Genomic DNA, 24525 nt, shown 5'->3' on the forward strand with positions numbered 1-24525 from the left:
CAAAGCTTCCTTAAACCACAGAAATCGCGGCCATCAGGCCGGTTTCCATATGGTCGATGACATGGCAGTGGAACATCCACACACCCGGATTATCGGCGACGAAGGCGATGCGCGCCGTTTCGTTCTTGCCCAGCAGGTAGGTGTCGGTGAAATACGGGATGATCTCGCGACGATCGGAGTCGAGCACTTTGAAGGTCATGCCATGCAGATGAATCGGGTGCTGGTACTGGGCCATGTTGCGCAGCACGAAGATGTAATGGCCATCTTTTTTCAAGGTGGCGATGGGCCGGTCGGCACAGGCCTTGTCATCGATATCCCAGGCCTGGCCGTTGATCTGCCAGTAGCGCGCCGGGCCTGCCTGATTCGGACTGGCCAGCAGGGCCGCCCACTCGAAGTTGAAACGCAGGGTTTCGGCCTGGCTCAAGTCCGGCTCGGCGACCGGATTGGCCGGCAGCGCCGGCGGCCAGTCGCCGGCCGCCTGGGCACTGGCCAGGCTTTTCAGGGTCGCCAGACGCAACGGGCCATTGCGCAATGACAGCTCGGTACCGGCGGCCGGCACCTTGAGCGCCAGATCCAGGCGCATACCCGGGCCCAGCCAGTAGTCCTTGCCCAGCGGGCGCGGCGCCACCGGATTGCCATCCAGGGCATAAATGCGCGCCTCGGCGCCTGGCAGATTGAGGCGATAGGTGATGGTGTTGTCGACATTGATCAGGCGCAGACGCACCACCTGCCCGGCCGGCAATTCCAGGGTCGGCAGCGACACGCCATTGATGCTCGACAGGCGCCCACGAGTGCCTTCGCGCGCGGCTTCGCGGGGCACGCTGAAATCGGTAAAGGCGCCCTGCTCGTCGATATGCCAGCTCTTCAGGCACAGCGTGCGCTCATGGGCGAAGCCGCTCGACTCACGCTCCTCGACGATCAGCGGGCCGACAAGACCGCGGCCGAGCTGTTCGCTGCTGGCCGTGTGCGGGTGGTACCAGTAGCTACCGGCATCCGGGGTGATGAAGTCGTAGTCGAAATACTCGCCCGGCAACACCGGCAGCTGCGAGACATAGGGCACGCCATCCATTTCCAGCGGCAGGCGAATGCCATGCCAGTGGATGGTGGTCGGCACCTCAAGCTTATTGATGAAGCGCACGCGCAGACGCTCGCCCTGACGGCAGCGCAACTCCAGGCCCGGCGCCTGACCCGCGTAGGCCCAGGCAGGAGTCTTGTGCCCCGGCACCAGCTCCAGATCGAGCGGCGCGGCGATCAGCTCGTAGTCATGGCTTGCCACATTTTCCGGGCGCCCCAGCCAGTAGCGCACGCCACCGGCGCCGAGGCCGGCCACACCGAGGCCAACCAGGCCGGCGAGCACCTGTCTGCGAGTCAACTTCATCGATCACCTAGAAAGAACGACACGCCGCGTCGGCCGGGCAAGGCAGCCGCGCGCGGAGCAAATGGGAAGCAGCCTCATTTTATTCGCCCGCCCACGACAAAGTCGAACGCCGCGATGTCGCAGCCCCTAGAACCTGTTTACGATCTTCTGAATTAGAGCCAGACAAGGCGCTACGTAGTAACAGCCTTCGGCTGGTCAAAACGCCGAGGAAGCGGAGTTTACGAGCTGTATTCACTCGCCCTTCGGGCCGCGCTGGCGCGCGTTAGCCGCAAGCAGCTTGCCGAGGCCGTTTTTAACGCGGTATGGCCGCGAGTCAGGAGATCGTAAACAGGTTTTTAGGCGGACCAGAACAGCAGCAGCCCGCTGCTGATCAGAAGTGCCCCGCTGCAGCGCCGCCAGCCGATGCCCAGCGGCAGCAGCTTCTCCGCCAGCACCAGCAGGCTGAGCAGCACCATGCCCCACAGACTCATGGCACCCACCACCAGCAAGATCAACATCAGCGCCCAGCAACAACCCAGGCAGTACAGACCGTGATGCAGGCCGGTGAACCAGGCACCAGACAGGCCTGGACGGGCATGGTGCTGCAGAAAACCCAGCGGGCTCTGGCAGTGGCTCAGGCAGGCGGCCTTGGCCTGGCTCAGTTGGTACAGCCCGGCCAGCAGCAGGGCCGCGGCACCCAGCGCTGGCGGCAGGCGCAGGCTCATCGGGTCGAGCACGCCGAGGTATTCGCCGAGCGCCTGCAGCCCACTCATGAGCAGGGCAAAGCCCGCCCATATCAGCACGTAGGCTGCGCAAAACAGCCACAGCTTCGCCACGTACTGACGATCCCGCAGCAGGCAACGGCGATAGAGCAGGATCATCGGCAGGACCGCCGGCAGCATCATGGCCTGCATCATCACCAGCCACATACCGAAGGCAAAAAGCCCCTGCAGGGATAGCCAATCGGCTGGCGGCATGCGCATCTCACCCATGGCCGCCATGCGCGCCGCTTCGCGCGCCGTCCAGTACCAGGCCAGCGCAGCGAACGACAGCACACCGCCGGCCGCGACCCAGGCGCCCCAGTCGACCCGGCTAGGCGCGAATGATGCCACTGGGGCCCATGTGCAGGTCGTAGAGCATGGCGTTGGTACCGACATAGTCCAGAGCTATGGCGCCCGCCGTGTTGAAGCTGGCGCTGGCGCAGTCGGCCTCAGCGAACTCGAAACCTTCCGGCAACACCACCTTGGCCCGGTGCGGCGAGCCATCCATGGGGTTGCGGATCGGCTCGACCCGCCCATCAATGGCGCCCGGTACACGGATGCTGGCGGTCAGCGCGGCACGGTCGGTGCGCACCTCGACCGGCACAAACTGCGGTTCGTGCAGGGTCGTCACCGTGCTGGCAAAGATGGCGAAGAACGCCGTGGGCTCCTGTTCCTGGCCGCACAGGATGGTCAGCAGCGCCTGGCGCTGCATCTCGCTGGCCCGCTCGTCGATGAAGGCCTGGCATTGCCCCTGCCCTTCGTGGATCGGCCCCGGCCAGGCAAAGGTGCAGGCCACATGCAAGTCAGCCAGCGAGGTGTCGCCGAAATGCCCCTCAACTATGTGGAAGCCGACTGCCGCCTCGCACTTGCCATGCGTGGGCTGCGCATTGAACTGGCAGGGACAGCCAAAGGCGCAGTTGCACAAATCCACGCCGGGACCGCGCAGACGCCAATCGATATAGGTGGCCATGATCAGTACCTCGCCGTCGAAAGTGCCCATCTTTCAGCTTATGGCGCGCGGTACCCCACGTTAGACGGAATCGGCATCTAGCTCCCTAGCCGGAGCCTCACGACGAATAATCACCGGCAGCAAAAAGGGCAGCTCACGCTGCCCTTTCTGGTCCTACTCGATCATTCCCACTCGATGGTCGCTGGCGGCTTGCTCGACACGTCGTAGGTGACGCGGGAGATGCCCTCGATCTCGTTGATGATGCGGTTGGACACCTTCTCCAGCAGCTCGTAGGGCAGGTGTGCCCAGCGCGCGGTCATGAAATCGATGGTTTCCACGGCGCGCAGGGCGACGACCCAGGCGTAGCGACGGCCGTCACCGACCACTCCGACCGATTTCACCGGCTGGAACACCACGAAAGCCTGGCTGGTCTTGTGGTACCAGTCGAAGTTGTGCAGCTCTTCGAGGAAGATGTGGTCGGCGCGACGCAGGATGTCGGCGTATTCCTTCTTCACTTCGCCGAGGATGCGCACGCCCAGGCCCGGGCCCGGGAACGGGTGGCGGTAGACCATGTCGTAGGGCAGACCCAGCTCCAGGCCGATCTTGCGCACTTCGTCCTTGAACAGTTCGCGCAGCGGTTCGACCAGTTTGAACTGCATGTCTTCCGGCAGGCCGCCAACGTTGTGGTGGCTCTTGATCACGTGGGCCTTGCCAGTCTTTGCGCCGGCCGACTCGATCACGTCCGGGTAGATTGTGCCCTGGGCGAGGAACTTCACGTCCTGCAGCTTGGTGGCTTCCTGATCGAACACTTCGATGAAGCTGGCACCAATGATCTTGCGCTTCTGCTCCGGGTCGCTAACGCCGGCCAGACGACCGAGGAACAGCTCTTCGGCGTTGGCGCGGATGACCTTGACGCCCATGTTCTCGGCGAACATGGCCATTACCTGATCACCTTCGTGCAGGCGCAGCAGGCCGTTGTCGACGAACACGCAGGTCAGCTGGTCGCCGATGGCCTTGTGCAGCAGCGCCGCAACCACCGAGGAGTCGACGCCGCCGGACAGGCCCAGCAGCACCTTGGACGAGCCAACCTGGGCACGCACGGTGGCGATGGCGTCTTCGACGATATTGGCCGGAGTCCACAGCGCGGCACAGCCGCAGATGTCGAGGATGAAGCGCGAGAGGATGCGCCCACCCTGCTTGGTGTGAGTGACTTCCGGGTGGAACTGCACGCCGTAGTAACCGCGCACGTCATCGGCCATGGCGGCGATCGGGCAGCTCGGGGTGCTGGCGAGGATGTGGAAGCCGGCCGGGATTTCGGTGACCTTGTCGCCGTGGCTCATCCACACGTCGAGACCGAACACGCCGTCGGTGTCGACATGGTCTTCGATGCCGTCGAGCAGGCGGCTCTTGCCGACCACGTCGACACGGGCGTAGCCGAACTCACGCAGGTCGGAACCCTGCACGCGACCGCCGAGCTGCTCGGACATGGTCTGCATGCCGTAGCAGATGCCGAAGATCGGCACATTCAGGTCGAACACCGCTTGCGGCGCCCGCGGGCTGCCGGCTTCGTGCACCGACTCCGGGCCACCGGCGAGGATCACACCACGCGGAGCGAAGGCGCGGATCGCCTCGTTCTCCATGTCGAACGGGTGGATTTCGCAATACACACCGATCTCGCGCACGCGGCGGGCGATCAGTTGGGTGTACTGGGAGCCGAAATCCAGAATCAGGATGCGGTGGGCGTGAATGTCAGGGTGAGCCATGGCCGTCTCTCGTAGCGGAATTCACAAATGACAAAGGGCTGATAGCAGCCCCGTGTCCTATCAAACTTCAAAAATCGATTTGCCACGTCGCGAGCGCAGAGCCGGCAAGGCGGAGAGAAACGAGAAAGCGGAGTTGGCTGTAGCCAATGAGCATTTACTCGCTCCGCTCGCCCTCTCGGGCCGTCCTTTCGGACGTTCACTGGCAAGCCAGTGTCGAGTTTTTCTCCAACGCCGCCGGATCAAGCGCAGCAGCGGCACATCGATTTTTCAGCCCACGCGATAGTTGGGGGCTTCCTTGGTGATCTGTACGTCGTGCACGTGCGACTCGGCCATGCCGGCGCCGGTAATGCGCACGAACTCCGGCTTGGTGCGCATTTCCTCGACGGTCGCGCAGCCGGTGTAGCCCATGGAGGCACGCAGGCCGCCCATCAGCTGGTGGACGATGGCGCTCATCGCGCCCTTGTACGGCACGCGGCCTTCGATGCCTTCCGGCACCAGCTTCTCGGCACCGGCCGACGAGTCCTGGAAGTAGCGGTCGGACGAGCCTTGCGCCTGCGCCATGGCGCCCAGCGAACCCATGCCGCGATAGGCCTTGTAGGAGCGGCCCTGGAACAGTTCGACTTCGCCCGGAGCTTCTTCGGTACCGGCCAGCATCGAGCCGATCATCACCGCGGAGGCGCCAGCGACGATGGCCTTGGACAGGTCACCGGAGAAACGGATGCCACCGTCGGCGATCAGCGGCACACCGGTGCCAGCCAGAGCGGCGGCGACGTTGGCCACGGCGGAGATTTGCGGCACGCCGACACCGGCGACGATGCGCGTGGTGCAGATCGAGCCCGGGCCGATACCGACCTTGACCCCGTCGGCACCAGCTTCGACCAGCGCCTTGGCAGCGTCACCGGTGGCGATGTTGCCGCCGATCACCTGGACTTCCGGGAAATTCTGTTTGACCCAGCGCACGCGGTCGATCACGCCCTTGGAGTGGCCGTGGGCGGTGTCGACGATGATCACGTCGACGCCGGCGGCCACCAGCGCGGCTACACGGTCGGCGGTATCGGCACCGGTGCCGACGGCAGCGCCGACGCGCAGGCGGGCCTGGTCATCCTTGCTGGCCAGCGGGTAGGCCTTGGCTTTTTCGATGTCCTTGACGGTCATCATGCCCTTCAGGGTGAAGGCGTCATCGACGATCAGGACTTTCTCGATACGGTGCTTGTGCAGCAGGTCGCGCACGACTTCCTTGGTGGCGCCTTCCTTGACCGTGACCAGACGCTCTTTCGGCGTCATCACTTCACGCACGTGGACGTCCAGGCGGTTCTCGAAGCGCACGTCGCGGGAGGTGACGATACCGACCAGGTCGCCGTTGCTCAGCACCGGCACGCCGGAGATGTTGTGCTGGCGGGTCAGCTCGAACAGATCACGCACAGTGGCGTCGGCCTCGATGGTGATCGGGTCCTTGACCACGCCGGCCTCGAATTTCTTGACCTTGCGCACTTCGGCAGCCTGCTGCTCGACGGTCATGTTCTTGTGGATGATGCCAATGCCGCCTTCCTGAGCCATGGCGATGGCCAGGCGCGCTTCGGTGACGGTGTCCATGGCTGCTGACAACAGCGGGATATTCAGCTCGATGCCACGGGTCAGGCGGGTCTTGAGACTCACATCCTTGGGCAGAACTTCGGAATAACCTGGAATAAGAAGAACGTCGTCGAAGGTCAGGGCTTCTTGACTGATACGCAGCATGGCGGGGGCTCCCGGGAGGGAAAATTGGAAGCGCGCCATTATACCCAGCAGGCCCCGCTCACTCAATGCAAAGAATGACTTAGCCGTCAGCAGATCAAGCAAACAGACCGAATCTCCGCACCGGCCACGCCCTCGCAGGGTGCGCCGCGCGCACCAACGACCGCGCAGCGCACCCTACGAGACAACCACCTGCACCAGCGCCACTGGATACCCCAGACGCTCGGCAAACTCGTCGAGAAAGCCCTGCTTGAAGGTTGCGGCGCTCCAATTGTTGAAGATAAAGCCCAGATTGGAGAAGGCGCAGGGCTGCAGGAACAGGAAGCCGTTGATGTCGTCCTCATGGCCGCATTGCGGGCAACAGAAGTTGTCGGTCTGCCCGGGCATCCACTCTTCCAGGCTGTCGAACAGCGCCGGACCTATTTCCTGGCGACACTCGGGGCAGCCCGCTTCCTCGGCGAAATCCTCGGTCGGGGTATAGATGCAGCGCTTGCTCACCACCTCCAGGCCGTTGATCGGCTGGCCGAAAGGCAACAGCTGCGGCAGCTCGACCACCCGTCGCGCGCCAGGGGCGATGGCATAGGCCATGCGATTGAAGCTGCGCCCGCAGGTGCTCGGCTGCTCCTCGATGACATTCAGCTGCGCCAGCCAGCGCAGGACCACCCGCGCCCGCCCCTCATGGCCGGGAAAGCTGGAAATACGCGGCACGATAATCGCCTGGTTCTCGCTCATGGCAGGCTCCGCCTCTCACTCAAAGGCGCGCAGCTTAGCGACTGCTGCGCGGCGGTCAACGCCGTCGACCTATGGCCGGCCCGGCAAAGCCTTTATCATGCCGGCCATGATCAACGACCCGTTCCAACGCCTCGGCCTCGACCGCGATGTGCTCAGCGTCAGCCAGCTCAACAACCGCGCGCGGCTGTTGCTGGAAGACGTGTTCGCGCAGGTCTGGGTCGAAGGCGAAATCTCCAACCTGGCCAAGCCGGCTTCCGGGCACCTCTATTTCACCCTCAAGGATAGCCAGGCGCAGGTGCGCTGCGCGCTATTCCGGCAGAACGCCAGCCGCGTGCGCCAGGCCCTGCGCGACGGCCTGGCGGTCAAGGTACGCGGCAAGGTCTCGCTGTTCGAGGGCCGCGGCGACTACCAACTGATCGTCGACAGCGTCGAACCGGCCGGCGACGGCGCCCTGCGCCTGGCCTTCGAAGCGCTGAAGGAAAAGCTCTCCGGCGAAGGCCTGTTCAGCGCCGAGAACAAAATCGCCCTGCCCGCCCACCCGCAACGCATCGGCATCATCAGTTCGCCGACCGGCGCGGTGATCCGCGACATCATCAGCGTGTTCCGCCGCCGCGCACCGCAGGTGGCGCTGACCCTGATTCCCACCGCCGTGCAGGGTCGCGAAGCCACCGCGCAGATCGTCCGCGCCCTGCAACTGGCCGATGCCCAGGGTTTCGACGCGCTGATCCTGGCCCGTGGCGGCGGCTCGCTGGAAGACCTCTGGTGCTTCAACGAAGAAGCCGTGGCCCGCGCCGTGGCCGCCTGCAAAACGCCTATCGTCAGCGCCGTCGGCCATGAGACCGATGTATCGATCAGCGACTTCGTCGCCGACGTACGCGCGCCAACACCCTCCGCCGCCGCCGAATTGCTGGCACCGGACAGCAGCGACCTGCGCCACCGCCTGGACAACCTCAAGCGCCGCCTGCTGCTGCGCATGCAGGGGCGCCTGGCCCACGAGCGCCTGCGCCTGGACGGCATGGCCCGGCGCCTGCGCCACCCTGGCGAACGCCTGCGCCAACAGGCGCAGCGCCTGGACGACCTCGACATGCGTCTGCGCCGCGCCTTTACCCAGCAACTGCACAACCGCAGCGAACGCCTGGCGCGCCTGGACACCCGTCTGGCCGCCCAGCATCCGGGGCGTAGCCTGGCCCTGCTGCGCCAGCGCCTGGACAGCCTGGCCGCACGCCTGCCGCGCGCCGCACTCGGCCAACTGCGGGAGCGCCGGCAGAAGCTCGCAAGCCTGATGCAGAACCTGCATATCGTCAGCCCACTGGCGACCCTCGGCCGCGGCTACAGCATCCTCCTCGACGAACGCGGCCAGGCCATTCGCAGCGCTGCGCAGACCCAGCCCGGCCAGCGCCTCAAGGCCAGGCTCGGTGAAGGCGAACTGGTGGTGCGAGTGGAAGACAACCACCTGACGCCGGTGACCCTGTCGCTGCTCGATTAACTCTCAAGGTGGATGGGCGCGCGCCATCCACCCCACTCAACTGGATTGACCCGATGCCCACCCCCGCCCGTAGGAGCGAGCTCTGCTCGCGAACATCTCAAGCGAAAAAGCTTCGCGAGCAGAGCTCGCTCCTACAGGTTCTGCTCCTACCCCTGGCACTCTGCTTCGCCCTGCCCGCCCATGCCGAAGGCTTCATCAGCCGCCTGCTGCACAAGCCGGTGCCGGGCGGCGTCGCCGTACTCCAACTGGGCAGCGGCGTCAGCGCGCCGCAGGTGCGCTTCCAGGGCAAACCGGTGCTGACGGTCAAGGAAGACGGCCGGCAATGGATCGCCATCATCGGCCTGCCACTGACCAGCCAGCCCGGCCCGGCGCAGGTGCTGGTCGACGGCCAGGCGGTCACCTTGCAGATCGGCAGCAAGCACTACCGCGAGCAGCGCATCACCCTGAAGAACCCAGAGCAGGTCAATCCGAGCCCGGCCAACCTCAAGCGCATCGAGCGCGAGCTTGCCGAGCAGACCCGCGCCTACCAGCAGTTCAGCGCACGCCAGCCGAGCAATCTGCTACTCGACAAACCAGTCGACGGCCCACTCTCCAGCCCCTTCGGCCTGCGCCGCTTCTTCAATGGCGAGGAGCGCAACCCGCACTCCGGCCTGGACTTCGCCGCCAAGGCCGGTACGCCGATCAAGGCGCCAGCGGCCGGCAAGGTGATCCTGATCGGCGACTACTTCTTCAACGGCAAGACCGTGTTCATCGACCACGGCCAGGGCCTGATCAGCATGTTCTGCCATCTGTCAGCGGTAGACGTGCAACTTGGCCAGGAGCTGCCGCGCGGCGGCCTGCTCGGCAAGGTCGGCAGCACCGGCCGCGCCACCGGCCCGCACCTGCACTGGAATGTCAGCCTCAACGACGCGCGGGTCGACCCGGCCATTTTCATCGGCGCGTTCAAACCCTGAGAACCTGCTTACGATCTCCTGACTCGCGGTCATACCGCGTTAAAAGCGGCCTCGGAAAGCCGCTTGCGGCTAACGCGCTTTAGCGCGACCCGAAGGGCGAGTGAAACGAGTCATGCTCATTTACAGCTCGTAAACTCCGCTTCCTCGGCCGCTTTTGCCTTGTCTGGCTCTAATTCAGAAAATCGTAAACATGTTCTGAGAAAGCTGAAAATCGCCACGCAACCCAAACAAAGCAATACGCATAATTGAGCAATATTATTTCCATATTCGTATTTAACCGCATTTAATCAGCGTTTTTACGGCAAGCCTTGCCAGCTTTAACCTCTGCCAGTAGGGTTTACCCATGAACAGCTCTCACACCCTCATTCTGTTGCGCCAACACGCCTGCCTGCGCCTGGTCAGTCCACGACTGCGCGGCTAACTCCCTGCGTTAGCCAACACCTCGTTTCCCCGGCCTGCCGCCGACCAAGGATTAGCCCCATGACCATGCTCAAAGACCCGTCGAAGAAGTATCGCCCCTTCACTCCGATCCAGATTCCGGACCGCACCTGGCCGGATCAGATCATCGACAAGGCACCGATCTGGTTGTCCACCGACCTGCGTGACGGCAACCAGTCGCTGATCGAGCCGATGGATGCCGAGAAGAAGATGCGCTTCTTCAAGACCCTGCTGAAGGTCGGTATCAAGGAAATCGAAGTGGGCTTCCCGTCCGCCTCGCAGACCGACTTCGACTTCGTCCGCGAGCTGATCGAAGGCGGCCACATTCCCGACGACGTGACCATCCAGGTGCTGACCCAGGCCCGTGAAGACCTGATCACCCGTACCTTCGAGTCGCTCAAGGGCGCCAAGAAGGCCATCGTCCATTACTACAACGCCACCGCGCCGAGCTTCCGCCGCATCGTCTTCAACCAGGACAAGGCCGGCGTGGTCGAGATCGCCGTGGAAGCGGCGAAGATCGTCAAGCGCCTGGCCGCCGCCCAGCCGGAAACCCAGTGGGGCTTCGAGTACTCGCCGGAAGTGTTCAGCTCCACCGAGATCGATTTCGCCGTCGAGGTGTGCAACGCGGTGATCGGCGTGTTCCAGCCGACCCCGGCGAACAAGCTGATCCTCAACCTGCCGGCGACCATCGAAGGCGCCACGCCGAACAACTACGCCGACCAGATCGAGTGGTTCGGCCGTCATGTCGACCGTCGCGACAGCGTGCTGCTCAGCCTGCACACCCACAACGACCGCGGCACCGGCGTGGCCGCCACCGAGCTGGGCCTGATGGCCGGCGCCGACCGCGTGGAAGGCTGCCTGTTCGGCAATGGCGAGCGTACCGGCAACGTCTGCCTGGTCACCGTGGCGCTGAACCTCTACACCCAGGGCGTCGACCCGCAGCTGGACTTCTCCGACATTGATGCCGTGCGCAAGGTGGTCGAGGAGTGCAACCAGTTGCCGGTGCACCCGCGTCACCCCTATGTCGGCGATCTGGTGCACACCGCCTTCTCCGGCTCGCACCAGGATGCGATCCGCAAGGGCTTCGCCCAGCAGGACCCGCAAGGCATCTGGGAAGTGCCGTACCTGCCGATCGACCCGGCTGATATCGGCCGCGACTACGAGGCGGTGATTCGCGTCAACAGCCAGTCCGGCAAGGGCGGCATCACCTTCCTCCTCGAGCAGGAATACGGCATCAGCCTGCCGCGCCGCATGCAGATCGAGTTCAGCCAGGTGGTGCAGAAAGAAACCGATCGCCTCGGCCTGGAAATGACTGCTGCGCAGATCTACGGCCTGCTGGAAAACGAGTACCTCAAGGCCAACAGTCCCTATGTGCTGAAGAGTCATCGCCTGCAGGAAGAGAACGGCATCTGCAATGTCGACATCGACGTGACCGTAGGCGGCGAGCTGCGCCGCAAGCACGGCACCGGCAAAGGTCCGCTGGAGGCCCTGGTTGCCGCCCTGCCGCTGAGCGTGGAGATCATGGATTACCACGAGCACGCCATCAGCTCCGGCACCAATGCCCAGGCCGCTGCGTATATCGAGGTCCGCGTCAACGGCGGGCGCCCGCTGCACGGCATCGGCATCGACGAGAACCTGACCACGGCGACCTTCCGCGCCCTGTTCAGCGCGCTCAACCGCGCCATGAGCCAGGCAGAAGTGCAAGCCGCCTGATTCATACAGTTGTTAGTAAAAAGGGGAGCTCAGGCTCCCCTTTTTACTGCACCCATCCATCGAGCTAACTAGACTGCAGTCAGTTGCTTGCTGGTGGAGAACACTGATGCGCAAATCTGGATTGCTACTGCGCAGTCTTCTGTTTGGCCTGCTGCTGGCCGCACCCAACCTGAGCAACGCCGCCGATGTAGTGATGGCCTTCGGCGAGAAGATTCCGCCGTTCTGCTTCCCCGAAAGCGACAGCGGCATCGAGCTGGAAATCATCGGCGAAGCCCTGGCCTTCAAGGGCCACCAGCTCAAGCCCCGCTACTACCCACTGGCCCGCGTACCACTGACCTTTCGCCAGGGTGAAGTGGATGCGGCGATGACCGACCTGGGCCAGGATCTCAGCGAAATCGGCGCCCACTACGGCAACCCGGCAGTGATCTACCAGAACGTATTCGTCACCCTCAAGGGCCGCAACCTCAGCATCAAGAAACCGGAAGACCTCAAGGGGCTGAGCGTGGTGGCCTTCCAGGGTGCAGCCAAACGCTACCCTGAGTGGCTGGCGGCCAGCGAACAGGCTGGCCTGTACTTCGAGCAAAACAATCAGGAGTTACAGGTGCTCGGCCTGAACAAGGCCCGCTACGATGTGGTGCTCAGCGACCGCAGCATCTTCCGTTATTTCGAGCTGCTGCTGGAGCGCACCACTCTGTTCAAGGCCAAGTCGGTGCAGATGCACGAGTTCACCGAAATCGATCCCGATGATTACCGCCCGGTGTTCAGCGACCCGCAGATTCGTGACGACTTCAATGCCGGCCTGGAACACCTCAAGGCCACGGGCCGCTACCAGGAAATCTACGACCACTATCTGCAGCAGTAACGCTCGGTGAGTGGCACCCTTTCAGAACCCATCGGGCTCGCCCAGACTGAAGCCATCGGCATCCAGATGCGCGGGAAAACGTTCGCGATAGGTCGCCAGGTTGGCCGCACTGAGGCGCACACGGAACACACCAGCCGCCTCGCCCGGCGTTAGCAGCGCCTCGCCCTGGAAGTCCAGCACCTGGCTGTCGCCACTGTAGGGATGGCCATTGCCATCGCTGCCGATGCGATTGACCGCCGCCACGTAGCACAGGTTCTCGATCGCCCGCGCCGGCAGCAAGCGGTTCCAGTGCTGGCGCCGTGCCGCCGGCCAGTTGGCGGTGTACAGCAGCAGGTCGGTACCGCCGGCATCGCGACTCCACACCGGGAAGCGCAGGTCGTAGCAGATCAGCGGACGCACCCGCCAGCCCTTCAGCTCCAGCAGCACCTGCTGCTCACCGGCGGCATAGTGCTTGTGCTCGCCCGCCATGCGGAACAGGTGACGCTTGTCGTAATGCGCCAGCGTGCCGTCCGGACGCGCCCACAACAGGCGATTGCGGTAGCTGCCATCGGCGATCTGGATGATCAGGCTGCCGCAGATCACCGAACCGATGCGTTCGGCCTGCTCCAGCAGCCAGGCAGTGGTCGGCCCGTCCTCCGGCTCGGCCAGGGCCGAGGAGTGCATGGAAAAACCGGTGCTGAACATTTCCGGCAGGATCACCAGATCGGCGGCACGCGCCTCGGCCAGCAGATCGGCAAAGTGCGCGCGGTTGGCCGCCGGGTCCTGCCAGGTCAGTTCGCTCTGAATCAATGCCAGTTCGAGATCGGGTTTATGGCTCATCGCAACGCCTCCAGATGATTTTTTGTAGGAACCAGGGGGACGCCTAGTCCTTGCTGGCGATCCACTTCACCTCAACAGCATCGCCAGCAAGCTGGCTCCTACATGCGCGCTTAATCGGCAACAGACCCGCCGCTACACCGCGCAGAGCTTCTCGGCAGCCTGACGCAGGGTGTCTTCGCGCTTGGCGAAGCAGAAGCGTACCAGGCGCAGTTCGGCCGGCGGCTGCCGGTAGAACACCGACACCGGAATGGCCGCCACGCCGTGCTCGCGGGTCAACCATTCGGCCATGGCCACGTCGTCCAGGTCGGGGCGGATCGCCGAATAATCGACCAGCTGAAAATAGGTACCGCTGGTGCGGCGGAAGCGGAAACGCGAGTTCGCCAGCAGGTCGCAGAACAGGTCACGCTTGCTCTGGTAGAACGCCGGCAGCTCCTCGACATGCTCGGGATGCTCACTCATGAATTCGGCCAGCGCCCACTGCAGCGGGGTCACCCCACAGAAACTGACGTACTGGTGGACCTTGCGCAGCTCCGCGGTCAGCGCCGGCGGTGCCACCACGTAGCCAGTCTTCCAGCCGGTGACGTGATAGGTCTTGCCGAACGAGCTGACCACGAAGGCCCGCTGGTACAGCTCCTCGTGGGCCAGCACGCTGGCGTGCGCCACACCGTCGAAGACCAGGTGCTCGTAGACCTCGTCGCTGATCAGGTAGATGTCGCGCTCGCGGATCAATGCCGCCAGGCGATCCAGCTCGGCGCGGGCAATCAGCGCGCCGCTGGGGTTATGCGGGCTGTTGAGGATGATCAGCCGCGTGCACGGGCTCAGGGCATCCTGCAGGCGCTGCCAGTCGATGGCGAAGTCCGGCAGGGCCAGCGGCACATGCACGCAGCGCCCGCCGGCCAGTTCCACCGAGGGTTCGTAGCTGTCGTAGCTGGGGTCGAAGACGATCACCTCGTCGCCGGGATGGATCAGCGCCTGGATCGCACAGAAGATCGCCTGGGTGGCGCCGGGGGTGATGGTCACCTCCGTATCGGCGCTGACGCTACGCCCGTAGCAACGGGCGATCTTCGCCGCCACCTGTTCGCGCAGGGCTGGCAGGCCGGTCATCGCCGCGTATTGGTTGTGGCCGGCGGCAATATGCCGGCCGACGGCATCACGCAGGGCCTGCGGCCCGTCGAAGTCGGGAAAGCCCTGGGACAGGTTGAGCGCGCCGGTTTCCGCGGCGAGCTGGGACATGCGAGTGAAGATGGTGGTGCCGACATGCGGCAACTTGCTGGTGAGCATCTGGCCTATTCCTGCAGACGGGCGCGAGCCGCGAGGATAGCCGATGGGCGCCGGCGGATGCAGCAGCCACGCATATGAAAAAGGCGCAGAAGCTTATGCTTCTGCGCCTTTCAAACCACGCTAACCAGCGGCTGATGCGATGCTTACTTCTTGTCGCGACGCTTCTTCTCGGCCTTCTTGTGGTGGCTCATCAGGCGGCGCTTCTTGTTCACCTGACGGTCGGTGAGGGTGTTCTTCTTGCCCTCGTAGGGGTTCTCACCGCCCTTGTACTCGATGCGGATCGGCGTACCGACCAGTTTGAGCACCCGGCGGAAAGTGTTCTCCAGGTAGCGCGAGTAGGACTTCGGTACCGCATCGACCTGGTTGCCGTGGATCACGATCAGCGGCGGGTTGGCGCCACCGAGGTGGGCATAGCGCAGCTTGATGCGACGACCGCTGACCATCGGCGGCTGGTGCTCGCGCACCGCGTCCTCGAGGATCTGGGTCAGGCGGTTGGTCGGCCAGCGGGTGATCGCCGACATGAACGAAGCCTGCACCGACTTGTACAGGTTGCCCACGCCCGTGCCATGCAAGGCGGAGATGAAGTGGATGTCGGCATAGTCGACGAAGAACAGCCGGCGCTCCAGCTCGGTCTTCACGTAGTCGCGCTCGCCCGGCTCCATGCCGTCCCACTTGTTCAGCGCGATGACCAGCGCACGACCGGATTCGATGGCAAAGCCGAGCAGGTTGAGGTCGTGGTCGACCACCCCTTCGCGGGCATCCATGACGAAGATCACCACGTTGGCGTCTTTGATCGCCTGCAGGGTCTTCACCACCGAGAACTTTTCCACTTCCTCGTGGATCTTGCCGCGCTTGCGCACGCCGGCGGTGTCGATCAGCGTGTACTTCTCGTCATTGCGCTCGAACGGGATGTAGATGCTGTCGCGGGTGGTGCCTGGCTGGTCATAGACCACCACGCGCTCTTCACCGAGCATGCGGTTGACCAGGGTCGACTTGCCGACGTTGGGCCGGCCGATGATGGCGATCTTGATGCCATCCTTCTCGCTCGGGCCGGGAATGCGCTTGGCTTCCTCGCCTTCGGCGACCTCTTCGTCGAGGGCGTCCTCTTCCTCGTCTTGCGGGAACTCACCGAGTGCCGCTTCGAGCATCTGGGTGATGCCACGGCCATGGGCGCCGGCAATCGGCAGGGCTTCGCCCAGTCCCATCGGGCTGAATTCGGCGCGGGCGATGTCCGGATCGATGTTGTCGATCTTGTTCACCACCAGGTAGCTGCGCTTGTTGCGCTTGCGCAGGTGCTCGCCAATCATCTGGTCCCCGGCGGTCATGCCGGCACGGGCGTCGACCAGGAACAGCACGACATCGGCTTCCTCGATGGCCAGCAGGGACTGCTCGGCCATCTTCTCGTCGATGCCCTCCTCGTCGCCGGAGATGCCGCCGGTGTCGACCAGGATGTAGCTACGACCTTCCCATTTGGCCTCGCCATACTGGCGGTCACGGGTCAGGCCCGACAGGTCACCGACGATGGCATCGCGGCTGCGGGTCAGGCGGTTGAACAGGGTCGACTTGCCCACATTGGGACGGCCCACCAGGGCGATTACCGGAACCATTGGGCTCCTCCACAACTAAATCCAGAAAACACAAAGGCCGCTGCCGTAGAACGGCAGCGGCCGGACATTGCAAAACAGCTTAGCGGATGGTCAGCGCGACCAGCTTACCGCTGTTGCCGTAGGCGTAGATCCAGTCACCCACCACCAGCGGGCGGGCACGCAGGCCGTCGCCGTCGATCTTCTCGCGACCGACGAAGTGGCCATCCACCTGGCTCAGCAGGTGCAGGTAGCCTTCCAGGTCGCCGACTGCGACGTAGCTGGAAAACACTTCGGGCGCCGACAGCTGACGACGGGCCAGGGCGTCGTTGTTCCACAGTGCCGAAGTGGAGCGCTCGTCGATGCTCTCGACACTGCCACCGGCCTGGCTGACGTAGACGTTGCCGAAGCCCTGGGCCAGGCCCACGTAGCTGGAGGCTTCACGCTGCCACAGCTGGCGGCCGTTTTCGATGTCGATGGCGGCTACTTTGCCCTGGTAGGTCACCACGTACAGGGTGCCACCGGACAGCAGCAGGCTGCCGTCGATGTCGACCACGCGCTCCAGCTCGGAACGGCCTTGCGGCACGGCCACGCGCTGTTCCCACACCGGGATGCCACGCTGGATATCCAGGGCAATCACCTTGCCGGTGGACAGGCCGGCAATGGCCAGACGGTTAGTCACCACCGGGCTGCTGGTACCGCGCAGGGTCAGTACGGCCGGGCTGTTCTCGAAGATCCAGCGCTGCTCGCCGGTGCTGGCATCCAGACCGATCAGGCGATCGTCCTGGGTCTGCACCACCACCACGTCACCGTTGGTGGCCGGGGCGGACAGCACTTCGCTGGTCACCCGAGCACGCCAGCGCTCTTCACCGGAGCTGGAGTCGAGGGCGACTACTTCACCCTTGAGGGTGCCGACCAGCACCAGGCCGTAACCGGCGCCCACACCGCCGGATACCGGCAGCTCCAGGTCGACTTTCCAGAACACGTCGCCACTCAGGCGATCGAGGGCCATCACCACACCTTCGGCATCGGCGGCGAACAGGCGCTCGCCATCCACGGCCGGAGTCAGCAGGTTATACAGCTCGCCCTGGCCGTCACCGACGGAGCGGCTCCATTGCTTCTCCAGCTGCACTTCTTCCTGAATGTCAGGCAACTCGGCAGGCGGCAGTTCCTTCTTGCTGTTGCTGCTGCAACCCACGGCCAGAACGGCCAGGGCCAGCACGGCGGCATTCTTCCAGCGCATCACGTCACGCATCCCCTTTTGCCAGGTCGTCGAGCTTCATTTGCAGGCCACCTACGGCAGCATCGTCAGCCAGTGCTTGCTTGGCTTTCTGATAGGCCGCATGGGCATCGTCAGTTCGGCCGAGCTGCACCAGCAGATCGCCCTTGAGTTCTTCACGGCTGGCCAGCCAGGCTTTGCCCGCTTCGCCATCCAGCAGCTTGAGGCCATCTTCGACCTTGCCCTGGGCGGCCAGCACGCGAGCCAGGCGCTGGCGAGCCAGCTCGGCCACAGTCGCATCGACCGGCTTGTCGATCAGCGCCTTCAGTTCGGCCGCCGCATCGTCCAGCTTGCCACTTTCCACCGCCACCTTGGCCACGAACAGGGCCGCGTACTGGGCATAGTGGCTACCGGCATGCTCGCTCTTGAGCTTGCCCGCCAGCTCGGCAACCTTGGCGATATCCGGCTTGCCCTCGGCAGTCAGGCTGGTTTCCAGCAGTTGCTGATAGGTCAGCGAAGCCGTTTGCGCCTGGGTGCTCTGGTATTCCTGCCAGCCTTTCCAGCCGAATACCAAGGCCAGCGCCAGCACGCCACCGGTCAGCAGGGGTTTGCCATTGCGCTGCCACCAGTCCTTGATCTGCGCAATCTGTTCGTCTTCGGTCATGCTCACCCCGGTAACTCCTTAATTCTCGATGTGCTTCAAGCCTGCGCCAGGCAGGTGGCAAGGTGCTGCGCAAGCGCATCCCAGGCAATGGTTTGTTGTTCGCTGTCGTCGCGCAAAGGTTTGCAACCTACCACGCGGGTGGCCAGTTCGTCCTCACCCAGAATCAGGGCGAAGCGTGCGCCGCTCTTGTCGGCCTTCTTGAACTGGCTCTTGAAACTGCCGGCACCGGCGTTGACCACCAGGCGCAGGCCCGGCATGGCATCACGCAGACGCTCGGCCAGGGTCAGGGCAGCCAGCTCGGCCGGCTCGCCAAACGCGCACAGGTAAAGGTCGGCCGGGCTGTGCAGTGCTGCGGGCACCAACTCCAGGGTTTCCAGCAGCAGCACCAGGCGCTCGACGCCCATGGCGAAGCCGACGCCGGGCGTTGGCTTGCCGCCGAACTGGCTGATCAGCCCGTCGTAACGGCCACCGGCACACACGGTGCCTTGCGAGCCGAGCTTGTCGGTGACCCACTCGAACACGGTGCGGCCGTAGTAATCCAGGCCACGCACCAGCTTCGGATTGATTTCGTAGCCAATGCCGAGCGCATCCAGACGAGCCTTGAGCCCCTCGAAGTGCACGCGCGATTCCTCGTCGAGGTAGTCGTGCAGGGTCGGCGCGCCAACCAGCAAGGCTTGGGTCTGGGCATTCTTGCTGTCGAGAATGCGCAGCGGGTTGGTGGTCAGACGACGCTGACTATCCTCATCGAGCTGTTCGAAGCGCTCCTGCAGATAGGCCACCAGGGCATCGCGATACACCGCACGGGCTTCGCTGGAACCCAAGCTGTTGAGCTGCAGGGTCACCGAGCCAGCCAGCCCGAGCTTCTGCCACAGGCGTGCGGTGAGCACGATCAGCTCGGCATCAATATCCGGCCCTGGCAGGTTGAAGACTTCCACGCCGACCTGATGGAACTGGCGGTAGCGGCCTTTCTGCGGCTTTTCGTAGCGGTACATCGGGCCGGCGTACCAGAGTTTCTGCACCTGGCCGCCACCGGTCAGGCCGTGCTCCAGCACCGCCCGCACGCAGCCTGCAGTGCCTTCCGGACGCAGGGTCAGCGACTCTGCATTGCGGTCGAGGAAGGTATACATCTCCTTGTCGACCACATCGGTGCCTTCGCCGATGCCGCGGGCGAACAGCTCGGTGAATTCGAGCACCGGCAGGCGGATTTCCTTGTAACCGTAGCCATCCAACAGGGTGGCCAGGGTGTTCTCCAGATAGCGCCAGGTCGGCGTCTGCTCCGGCAGGATATCGTTCATGCCGCGAATGGCTTGTAGGGTCTTGCTCACAAATAATCCTTAGTGCGGTCAGCCGCGGGCGATAACGGCCGCTTCGGCCTCGACCTTCTCAGCCGCTTTCTGGCGGATCAGCTTTTCCAGCTGGTCCACCAGGTTTTCATTGGTCAGTTTGTGCGCCGGCTTGCCGTCGATGTAGATCAGGTTGTTCGGCGAGCCGCCGGTCAGGCCGATATGCGCTTCCTTGGCCTCACCGGGACCATTGACCACGCAGCCGATCACCGCCACATCGAGCGGCACCAGCAGGTCTTCGACGCGGGTCTCCAGCTCGTTCATGGTCTTCACCACATCGAAATTCTGCCGCGAGCAGCTCGGGCAGGCGATGAAGTTGATACCGCGCGAGCGCAGGCGCAGGGACTTGAGGATGTCGTAGCCGACCTTGATCTCTTCCACCGGATCGGCGGCCAGGGAGATGCGAATGGTGTCGCCAATGCCGTCCATCAGCAGCATGCCCAGGCCCACGGCGGACTTCACCGTGCCGGAGCGCAAGCCGCCGGCTTCGGTGATGCCCAGGTGCAGCGGCTGCTCGATCTGCTTGGCCAGCAGGCGATAGGCCTCGACGGCCATGAACACGTCGGAAGCCTTCACGCTGACCTTGAAGTCAGGGAAGTTCAGGCGATCCAGGTGCTCGACATGGCGCAGCGCCGACTCGACCAGTGCAGCCGGGGTCGGTTCGCCATATTTCTTCTGCAGGTCCTTTTCCAGCGAACCGGCATTGACCCCGATACGAATCGGGATGCCCTTGTCGCGCGCCGCTTCAACCACCGCACGCACGCGGTCTTCGCGACCGATATTGCCGGGGTTGATGCGCAGGCAGTCGACGCCCAGCTCGGCCACCCGCAGGGCGATCTGGTAATCGAAGTGGATATCGGCAACCAGCGGCACATTCACCTGCAGCTTGATCTTGCCGAAGGCTTCGGCGGCCTGCATGTCCGGCACGGACACACGGACGATATCGGCGCCGGCCTCTTCCAGGCGACGGATCTGCCCGACGGTGGCAGCCACGTCGCAGGTATCGGTGTTGGTCATGCTCTGCACGGCAATCGGCGCATCGCCGCCCACCGGAACCGAGCCGACCCAGATTTTACGGGACAGGCGACGCTTGATCGGGGACTCGCAATGCATGCTTATTGCCCCAGCTTCAGACGGGCGGTTTCACCATGGGTGAAGGCGGCCACGTCGACCGGCTGGCCATCCAGGCGTACCTGGGCGCCGCGGGCAAAACCAAGACGCAGCTCCAGCGGGGCCTTGCCGACCAGCTCGATACTTTCACCCCGACGCTTCAGCGCGCTGAGCAGAACCTTACCAGTGGCATCGGTCAGCTGCGTCCAGCAGTCAGCCGTGAACTGCAAATGCACCTTGGACTCACCGGCAGCCGGCACAAGCGCCACGACCGGCTCGCTGACCACCGGCGCAGCAGGCTCAGGCGCCGGCGGAGTGGCAGGAGCAGGCTGTACGGGCGAAGCAGCAGGGGCAGGAGCAGCAGGTACGACCGGCGGTTGAGCGTCCGGCTGCGGCACAAGCGGAGCCTGGCTGCCAGCGTCGGCCGGCGCTGCTACTGCTGGCAGCATGACCGCCTCGCTGGCGACCGGCACTTCAGGCTGTGCCGCAAGCTCTGCGGGCAACACCGGAGCCACGGGCTCGACAGCGCCCTGAGCGTCGGCAACGGCCTGGTCTTCCGGCTCGTCCAGGGGATGAATTTCCGTGGTGCCGTCCGCGCCCTCGACCTCAACATGCTCCAGACCGAGATCGGCCGGCAAGGTCGGTATATTGCCCGCACCGGCCTGCCACCAGAAAAACGCACCCGCACCCAGTGCCAGCAACAGACACAGGCTGACCATCTTCAGGATGCTTTGCGAAAGCCGCACGGGCTCTTCGATGCGCCCCAGGCTGTGCACACGGCTACCGCTGGCATCGCTACCAGTGAACTGGTCGAACTCACTGACCAGGCGATTCTGGTCCATGCCCAGCAACTTGGCATAGGCGCGCACATAGCCACGGGCAAAGGTGTGCCCAGGCAGTTTTTCGAACGCACCAGACTCCAGCTGTTGCAGAGCCTGAGGGGTCAAATTCAGTTGTGCAGCCACCTCGGTCAAGACCCAGTTCTTGCTTTCGCGAGCCTTGCGCAGGGTTTCGCCCGGATTCACACGACTCGCCGCGACTGCTTCGGGATGCGACGTTTTCATCACTGCTCCGACAGGTATTGCTGGTATTCCGGGGTACCCGGATAGAGTCTCTTCAGCTGCAGGCCGAGGCTCGCAACCTGGTCGCGATCCTCGAACACCTGGGCCAGGCGGATGCCCAGCAACAGGCTGGCCGGCGTCTGCTCGGCCTGCTGACTGAAGCGTTCATAAAAACCACGGGCCGGCACATATTGCTTGTCTTCGAGAGACAGCTGCGCCATCTGCAGCAGCGCCAGGGTACGCCGGCTGTTGAGGCGCAGGGCGCGCTCGAAAAAGGCCTTCGCCTCATCGCGGCGACCCAGCTGCAGCGCGGTCATGCCCAGGTTTTCGAAGACCCGCGAGCGCTCGGCATACAGGGTGTCTTCGGAGGCCTTGAGATAGACGTCGAACGCTTCCTGATAGCGCTTCTGCTCGAAGAGGAAGCCGCCATAATTGTTGAGGACGCGGGTCTCGTTGGAACTCAGGGAGAGCGCCTTGCGGTAATGCTGTTCGGCCAGCTTGTTTTCCATCTCGCGCTGGAACACCACCGCCAGGGTTGCATGCGCCTCGGCGCTGGACGGATCGAGTTCCAGCGCCGACTTCAGAGGAGCCTTGGCCTTTTCCGTGGCGCCCTGCACCAGGTAACCCAGCCCCAGCTGGATGTAGGCATCACGCGCCTGATCCCGCCCCTCGTCCGTACTCAGCGGATCCGGGGCCCCGCCATCGGTGATACAACCGGCTAACAGGCCGGCAAGAGACAGGAAAAGCGCAGCGCGCAATGTCATGAACATCCCCTTCAGGTTCTTTTGTCGCTATTGCGAGGTTCTTCGGCCTCGTTACCCAGCTGGCGCACGGCAATGTAACGCTCGCTACGCCGCGTGCGGTCCTGTACCTGGCCAACCAGCTGGCCACAGGCGGCATCGATGTCATCGCCACGCGTGGTGCGCACGGTGACATTGTGCCCGGCCTTGTATAACAGGTCCTGGAAGCGACGAATGGCGTTATTGCTCGGCCGCTCGTAACCGGAGAAGGGGAAGGGATTAAACGGAATCAGATTGATCTTGCAAGGAAAATCCTTGAGAAGTGCGATCATCTGCTCAGCATGCTCAGGCTGGTCGTTGACGTCCTTGAGCAGGGTGTACTCGATGGTCAGGAAGCGCTTCTCGCCCAGTCCCTCGATATAACGCCGGCAGGCCGGCAGCAGCACATCCAGCGGGTATTTCTTGTTGATCGGCACCAGTTCGCTACGCAGCGCGTCATTCGGCGCATGCAGCGACAGGGCCAGCGACACGTCGATGACCTCGCCCAGCTTGTCGATCATCGGCACCACGCCGGAGGTGGACAGGGTCACCTTGCGCTTGGAAATGCCATAGCCAAGGTCGTCCATCATGATGCGCATGGCGGCAACGACATTGTCGAAGTTCAACAGGGGCTCGCCCATGCCCATCATCACCACGTTGGTGACGGCACGGTCGATCTTGGCCGGTACGGTGCCGAAGGATTTGTTGGCAATCCACACCTGGCCGATGATTTCCGCGGCAGTCAGGTCGCTGTTGAAGCCCTGCTTGCCGGTGGAACAGAAACTGCAATCCAGCGCACAGCCGGCCTGGGACGACACACAAAGGGTGCCACGGCCGCCTTGCGGGATGTACACGGTCTCGACGCAACTGCCGGACGCCACGCGCACCACCCACTTACGGGTGCCATCGGTGGAGATGTCCTGGCTGACAACCTCGGGACCTCGAATTTCGGCACAGGCCTTGAGCTTTTCGCGCAAGGCCTTGCCCAGATTACTCATGGCGTCGAAATCATCGACGCCAAAGTGGTGAATCCATTTCATCACCTGGCCGGCACGGAAGCGCTTGTCTCCGATTGACTCGAAGAAGCTCTCCATTTCAGTCTGGGTCAGACCCAGCAGATTGATTTTACCGGCAGTTGCAGTCATGGAATCACCCTCGCCTGTTCGCGATTAGCGAATGCGAGCGCACACCTCGGTGGCGGCGAAGAAGTACGCGATCTCGCGAGCGGCGGAAGCCTCGGAATCGGAACCGTGTACGGCGTTTTCGTCGATGGAAACGGCGAAGTCAGCACGGATGGTGCCGGCAGCAGCTTCTTTCGGGTTGGTAGCGCCCATCAGTTCGCGGTTTTTGGCGATAGCGTCTTCACCTTCCAGAACCTGGACGATGACCGGACCGGAAACCATAAAGGCAACCAGGTCTTTGAAGAAGCCACGCTCGCTGTGCTCGGCGTAGAAACCGCCAGCTTCGCGCTCGGACAGCTGAACCATTTTCGAAGCAACGACGCGCAGGCCGGCTTTTTCGAAACGGCTGGTGATTTCGCCTACTACGTTTTTGGCGACGGCATCGGGCTTGATGATGGAGAAAGTGCGTTGAACAGCCATGTGAAACTCCGGAAACAAGGATTAAAGCGAACAAGTAAACCCGCGAATTATACGCGGGTTAGGGAAAAATGCGTAGACCGGCACCGAGCGGCGCCCTCAGTTACTGGGTTTTCAGTTACTCGGCTTCTTCGATCCAGGCGGCCTGGATCGCTTCCAGCACTTTCTCACCGCCGCGCTGCGGATCGTCGCTGAAATCCGGCAGGGCCAGCACCCAGCGATGCAGGTCGACGAAGTTGACATAGCGCGGATCGACATCCGGCTTGCTTTCAGCCAGCTCGATGGCGATATCCAGCACATCAGCCCATTTCAGACTCATG

General features: G+C 63.6%; 22 protein-coding genes. 4 read left to right on the forward strand and 18 right to left on the reverse strand.

All coding sequences use genetic code 11. The features are described from left to right. Positions 1–10: 10 nt before the first annotated feature. The 6 genes from HNE05_RS15870 to HNE05_RS15895 form a co-directional block, all read right to left on the reverse strand. Positions 11–1378: a multicopper oxidase family protein gene (locus tag HNE05_RS15870; protein WP_173209144.1), complete on the reverse strand. Its 1368-nt coding sequence runs from the start codon at positions 1376–1378 to the stop codon at positions 11–13. A gap of 335 nt (positions 1379–1713) precedes the next feature. Continuing rightward, entirely contained in the window at positions 1714–2469 is a 756-nt protein-coding gene (locus HNE05_RS15875) for a DUF2182 domain-containing protein (protein WP_240008768.1), read from the reverse strand. Next, on the reverse strand, positions 2450–3118 hold the full coding sequence (locus tag HNE05_RS15880) for a DUF1326 domain-containing protein (RefSeq protein WP_240008769.1): 669 nt from the start codon (positions 3116–3118) through the stop codon (positions 2450–2452). Before HNE05_RS15880 ends, HNE05_RS15875 begins: the two co-directional genes overlap by 20 nt. A 131-nt stretch (positions 3119–3249) precedes the next feature. Further along, on the reverse strand, positions 3250–4830 hold the full coding sequence (gene guaA, locus HNE05_RS15885; protein ID WP_173209148.1) for a glutamine-hydrolyzing GMP synthase: 1581 nt from the start codon (positions 4828–4830) through the stop codon (positions 3250–3252). Between the two features lie 267 nt (positions 4831–5097). Continuing rightward, the gene (gene guaB, locus HNE05_RS15890; RefSeq protein WP_173209150.1) at positions 5098–6567 is read right to left on the reverse strand and encodes an IMP dehydrogenase; all 1470 of its coding nucleotides are present in this window, start codon (positions 6565–6567) and stop codon (positions 5098–5100) included. Positions 6568–6741: 174 nt separating this feature from the next. Continuing rightward, positions 6742–7296 (reverse strand): sugar ABC transporter ATPase, encoded by a 555-nt coding sequence (locus tag HNE05_RS15895; RefSeq protein WP_173209152.1) that lies wholly within the window; start codon positions 7294–7296, stop codon positions 6742–6744. A gap of 106 nt (positions 7297–7402) precedes the next feature. Between HNE05_RS15895 and xseA the strand changes: the two genes are divergently transcribed. The 4 genes from xseA (at position 7403) to HNE05_RS15915 (ending at position 12748) form a co-directional block, all read left to right on the forward strand. After that, entirely contained in the window at positions 7403–8782 is a 1380-nt protein-coding gene (gene xseA / locus HNE05_RS15900; protein ID WP_173211701.1) for an exodeoxyribonuclease VII large subunit, read from the forward strand. A 53-nt stretch (positions 8783–8835) separates the two neighbouring features. Beyond that, positions 8836–9735: a peptidoglycan DD-metalloendopeptidase family protein gene (locus HNE05_RS15905; RefSeq protein ID WP_173209154.1), complete on the forward strand. Its 900-nt coding sequence runs from the start codon at positions 8836–8838 to the stop codon at positions 9733–9735. Between the two features lie 480 nt (positions 9736–10215). Beyond that, positions 10216–11886 (forward strand): 2-isopropylmalate synthase, encoded by a 1671-nt coding sequence (gene leuA / locus HNE05_RS15910; RefSeq protein ID WP_219637203.1) that lies wholly within the window; start codon positions 10216–10218, stop codon positions 11884–11886. A gap of 106 nt (positions 11887–11992) precedes the next feature. After that, complete coding sequence (locus HNE05_RS15915; RefSeq protein WP_219637204.1) at positions 11993–12748, forward strand: substrate-binding periplasmic protein; 756 nt, start codon at positions 11993–11995, stop codon at positions 12746–12748. Positions 12749–12769: 21 nt separating this feature from the next. Here the strand turns inward: HNE05_RS15915 and HNE05_RS15920 are convergent, their stop codons facing one another. The 12 genes from HNE05_RS15920 to iscX all read right to left on the reverse strand — a co-directional run bounded on the left by HNE05_RS15920 (position 12770) and on the right by iscX (position 24524). Then, entirely contained in the window at positions 12770–13567 is a 798-nt protein-coding gene (locus HNE05_RS15920) for an amidohydrolase (protein WP_173209157.1), read from the reverse strand. 132 nt (positions 13568–13699) lie between these two features. After that, on the reverse strand, positions 13700–14848 hold the full coding sequence (locus HNE05_RS15925) for a pyridoxal phosphate-dependent aminotransferase (protein WP_173209159.1): 1149 nt from the start codon (positions 14846–14848) through the stop codon (positions 13700–13702). 143 nt (positions 14849–14991) lie between these two features. After that, a complete protein-coding gene (gene der, locus HNE05_RS15930; RefSeq protein ID WP_173209161.1) occupies positions 14992–16455 on the reverse strand; it encodes a ribosome biogenesis GTPase Der in 1464 nt (487 codons plus the stop codon). 79 nt (positions 16456–16534) lie between these two features. Continuing rightward, complete coding sequence (bamB, locus tag HNE05_RS15935) at positions 16535–17686, reverse strand: outer membrane protein assembly factor BamB (protein ID WP_173209163.1); 1152 nt, start codon at positions 17684–17686, stop codon at positions 16535–16537. Beyond that, positions 17679–18320 carry a tetratricopeptide repeat protein gene (locus tag HNE05_RS15940; RefSeq protein WP_240008770.1) on the reverse strand — a complete coding sequence of 214 codons (642 nt, stop codon included), beginning with the start codon at positions 18318–18320 and terminating at the stop codon, positions 17679–17681. Before HNE05_RS15940 ends, bamB begins: the two co-directional genes overlap by 8 nt. Before the next feature lie 29 nt (positions 18321–18349). Then, a complete protein-coding gene (hisS, locus tag HNE05_RS15945) occupies positions 18350–19639 on the reverse strand; it encodes a histidine--tRNA ligase (protein WP_173209165.1) in 1290 nt (429 codons plus the stop codon). 18 nt (positions 19640–19657) lie between these two features. Beyond that, positions 19658–20770 carry a flavodoxin-dependent (E)-4-hydroxy-3-methylbut-2-enyl-diphosphate synthase gene (ispG, locus tag HNE05_RS15950; RefSeq protein ID WP_173209167.1) on the reverse strand — a complete coding sequence of 371 codons (1113 nt, stop codon included), beginning with the start codon at positions 20768–20770 and terminating at the stop codon, positions 19658–19660. Between the two features lie 2 nt (positions 20771–20772). Beyond that, on the reverse strand, positions 20773–21831 hold the full coding sequence (locus HNE05_RS15955; RefSeq protein ID WP_173209168.1) for a helix-turn-helix domain-containing protein: 1059 nt from the start codon (positions 21829–21831) through the stop codon (positions 20773–20775). Further along, a complete protein-coding gene (gene pilW, locus HNE05_RS15960; RefSeq protein WP_173209169.1) occupies positions 21831–22592 on the reverse strand; it encodes a type IV pilus biogenesis/stability protein PilW in 762 nt (253 codons plus the stop codon). Before pilW ends, HNE05_RS15955 begins: the two co-directional genes overlap by 1 nt. An 11-nt stretch (positions 22593–22603) precedes the next feature. Next, positions 22604–23752 carry a dual-specificity RNA methyltransferase RlmN gene (gene rlmN / locus HNE05_RS15965; RefSeq protein WP_173209170.1) on the reverse strand — a complete coding sequence of 383 codons (1149 nt, stop codon included), beginning with the start codon at positions 23750–23752 and terminating at the stop codon, positions 22604–22606. Positions 23753–23776: 24 nt separating this feature from the next. Beyond that, a complete protein-coding gene (gene ndk / locus HNE05_RS15970) occupies positions 23777–24208 on the reverse strand; it encodes a nucleoside-diphosphate kinase (protein WP_173209171.1) in 432 nt (143 codons plus the stop codon). Between the two features lie 115 nt (positions 24209–24323). After that, positions 24324–24524, reverse strand: coding sequence for a Fe-S cluster assembly protein IscX (iscX, locus tag HNE05_RS15975; RefSeq protein WP_173209172.1), 201 nt, complete (start codon positions 24522–24524; stop codon positions 24324–24326). Position 24525: the final 1 nt, after the last annotated feature.

It is taken from the genome of Pseudomonas campi (assembly GCF_013200955.2).
GTDB lineage: Bacteria > Pseudomonadota > Gammaproteobacteria > Pseudomonadales > Pseudomonadaceae > Aquipseudomonas > Aquipseudomonas campi.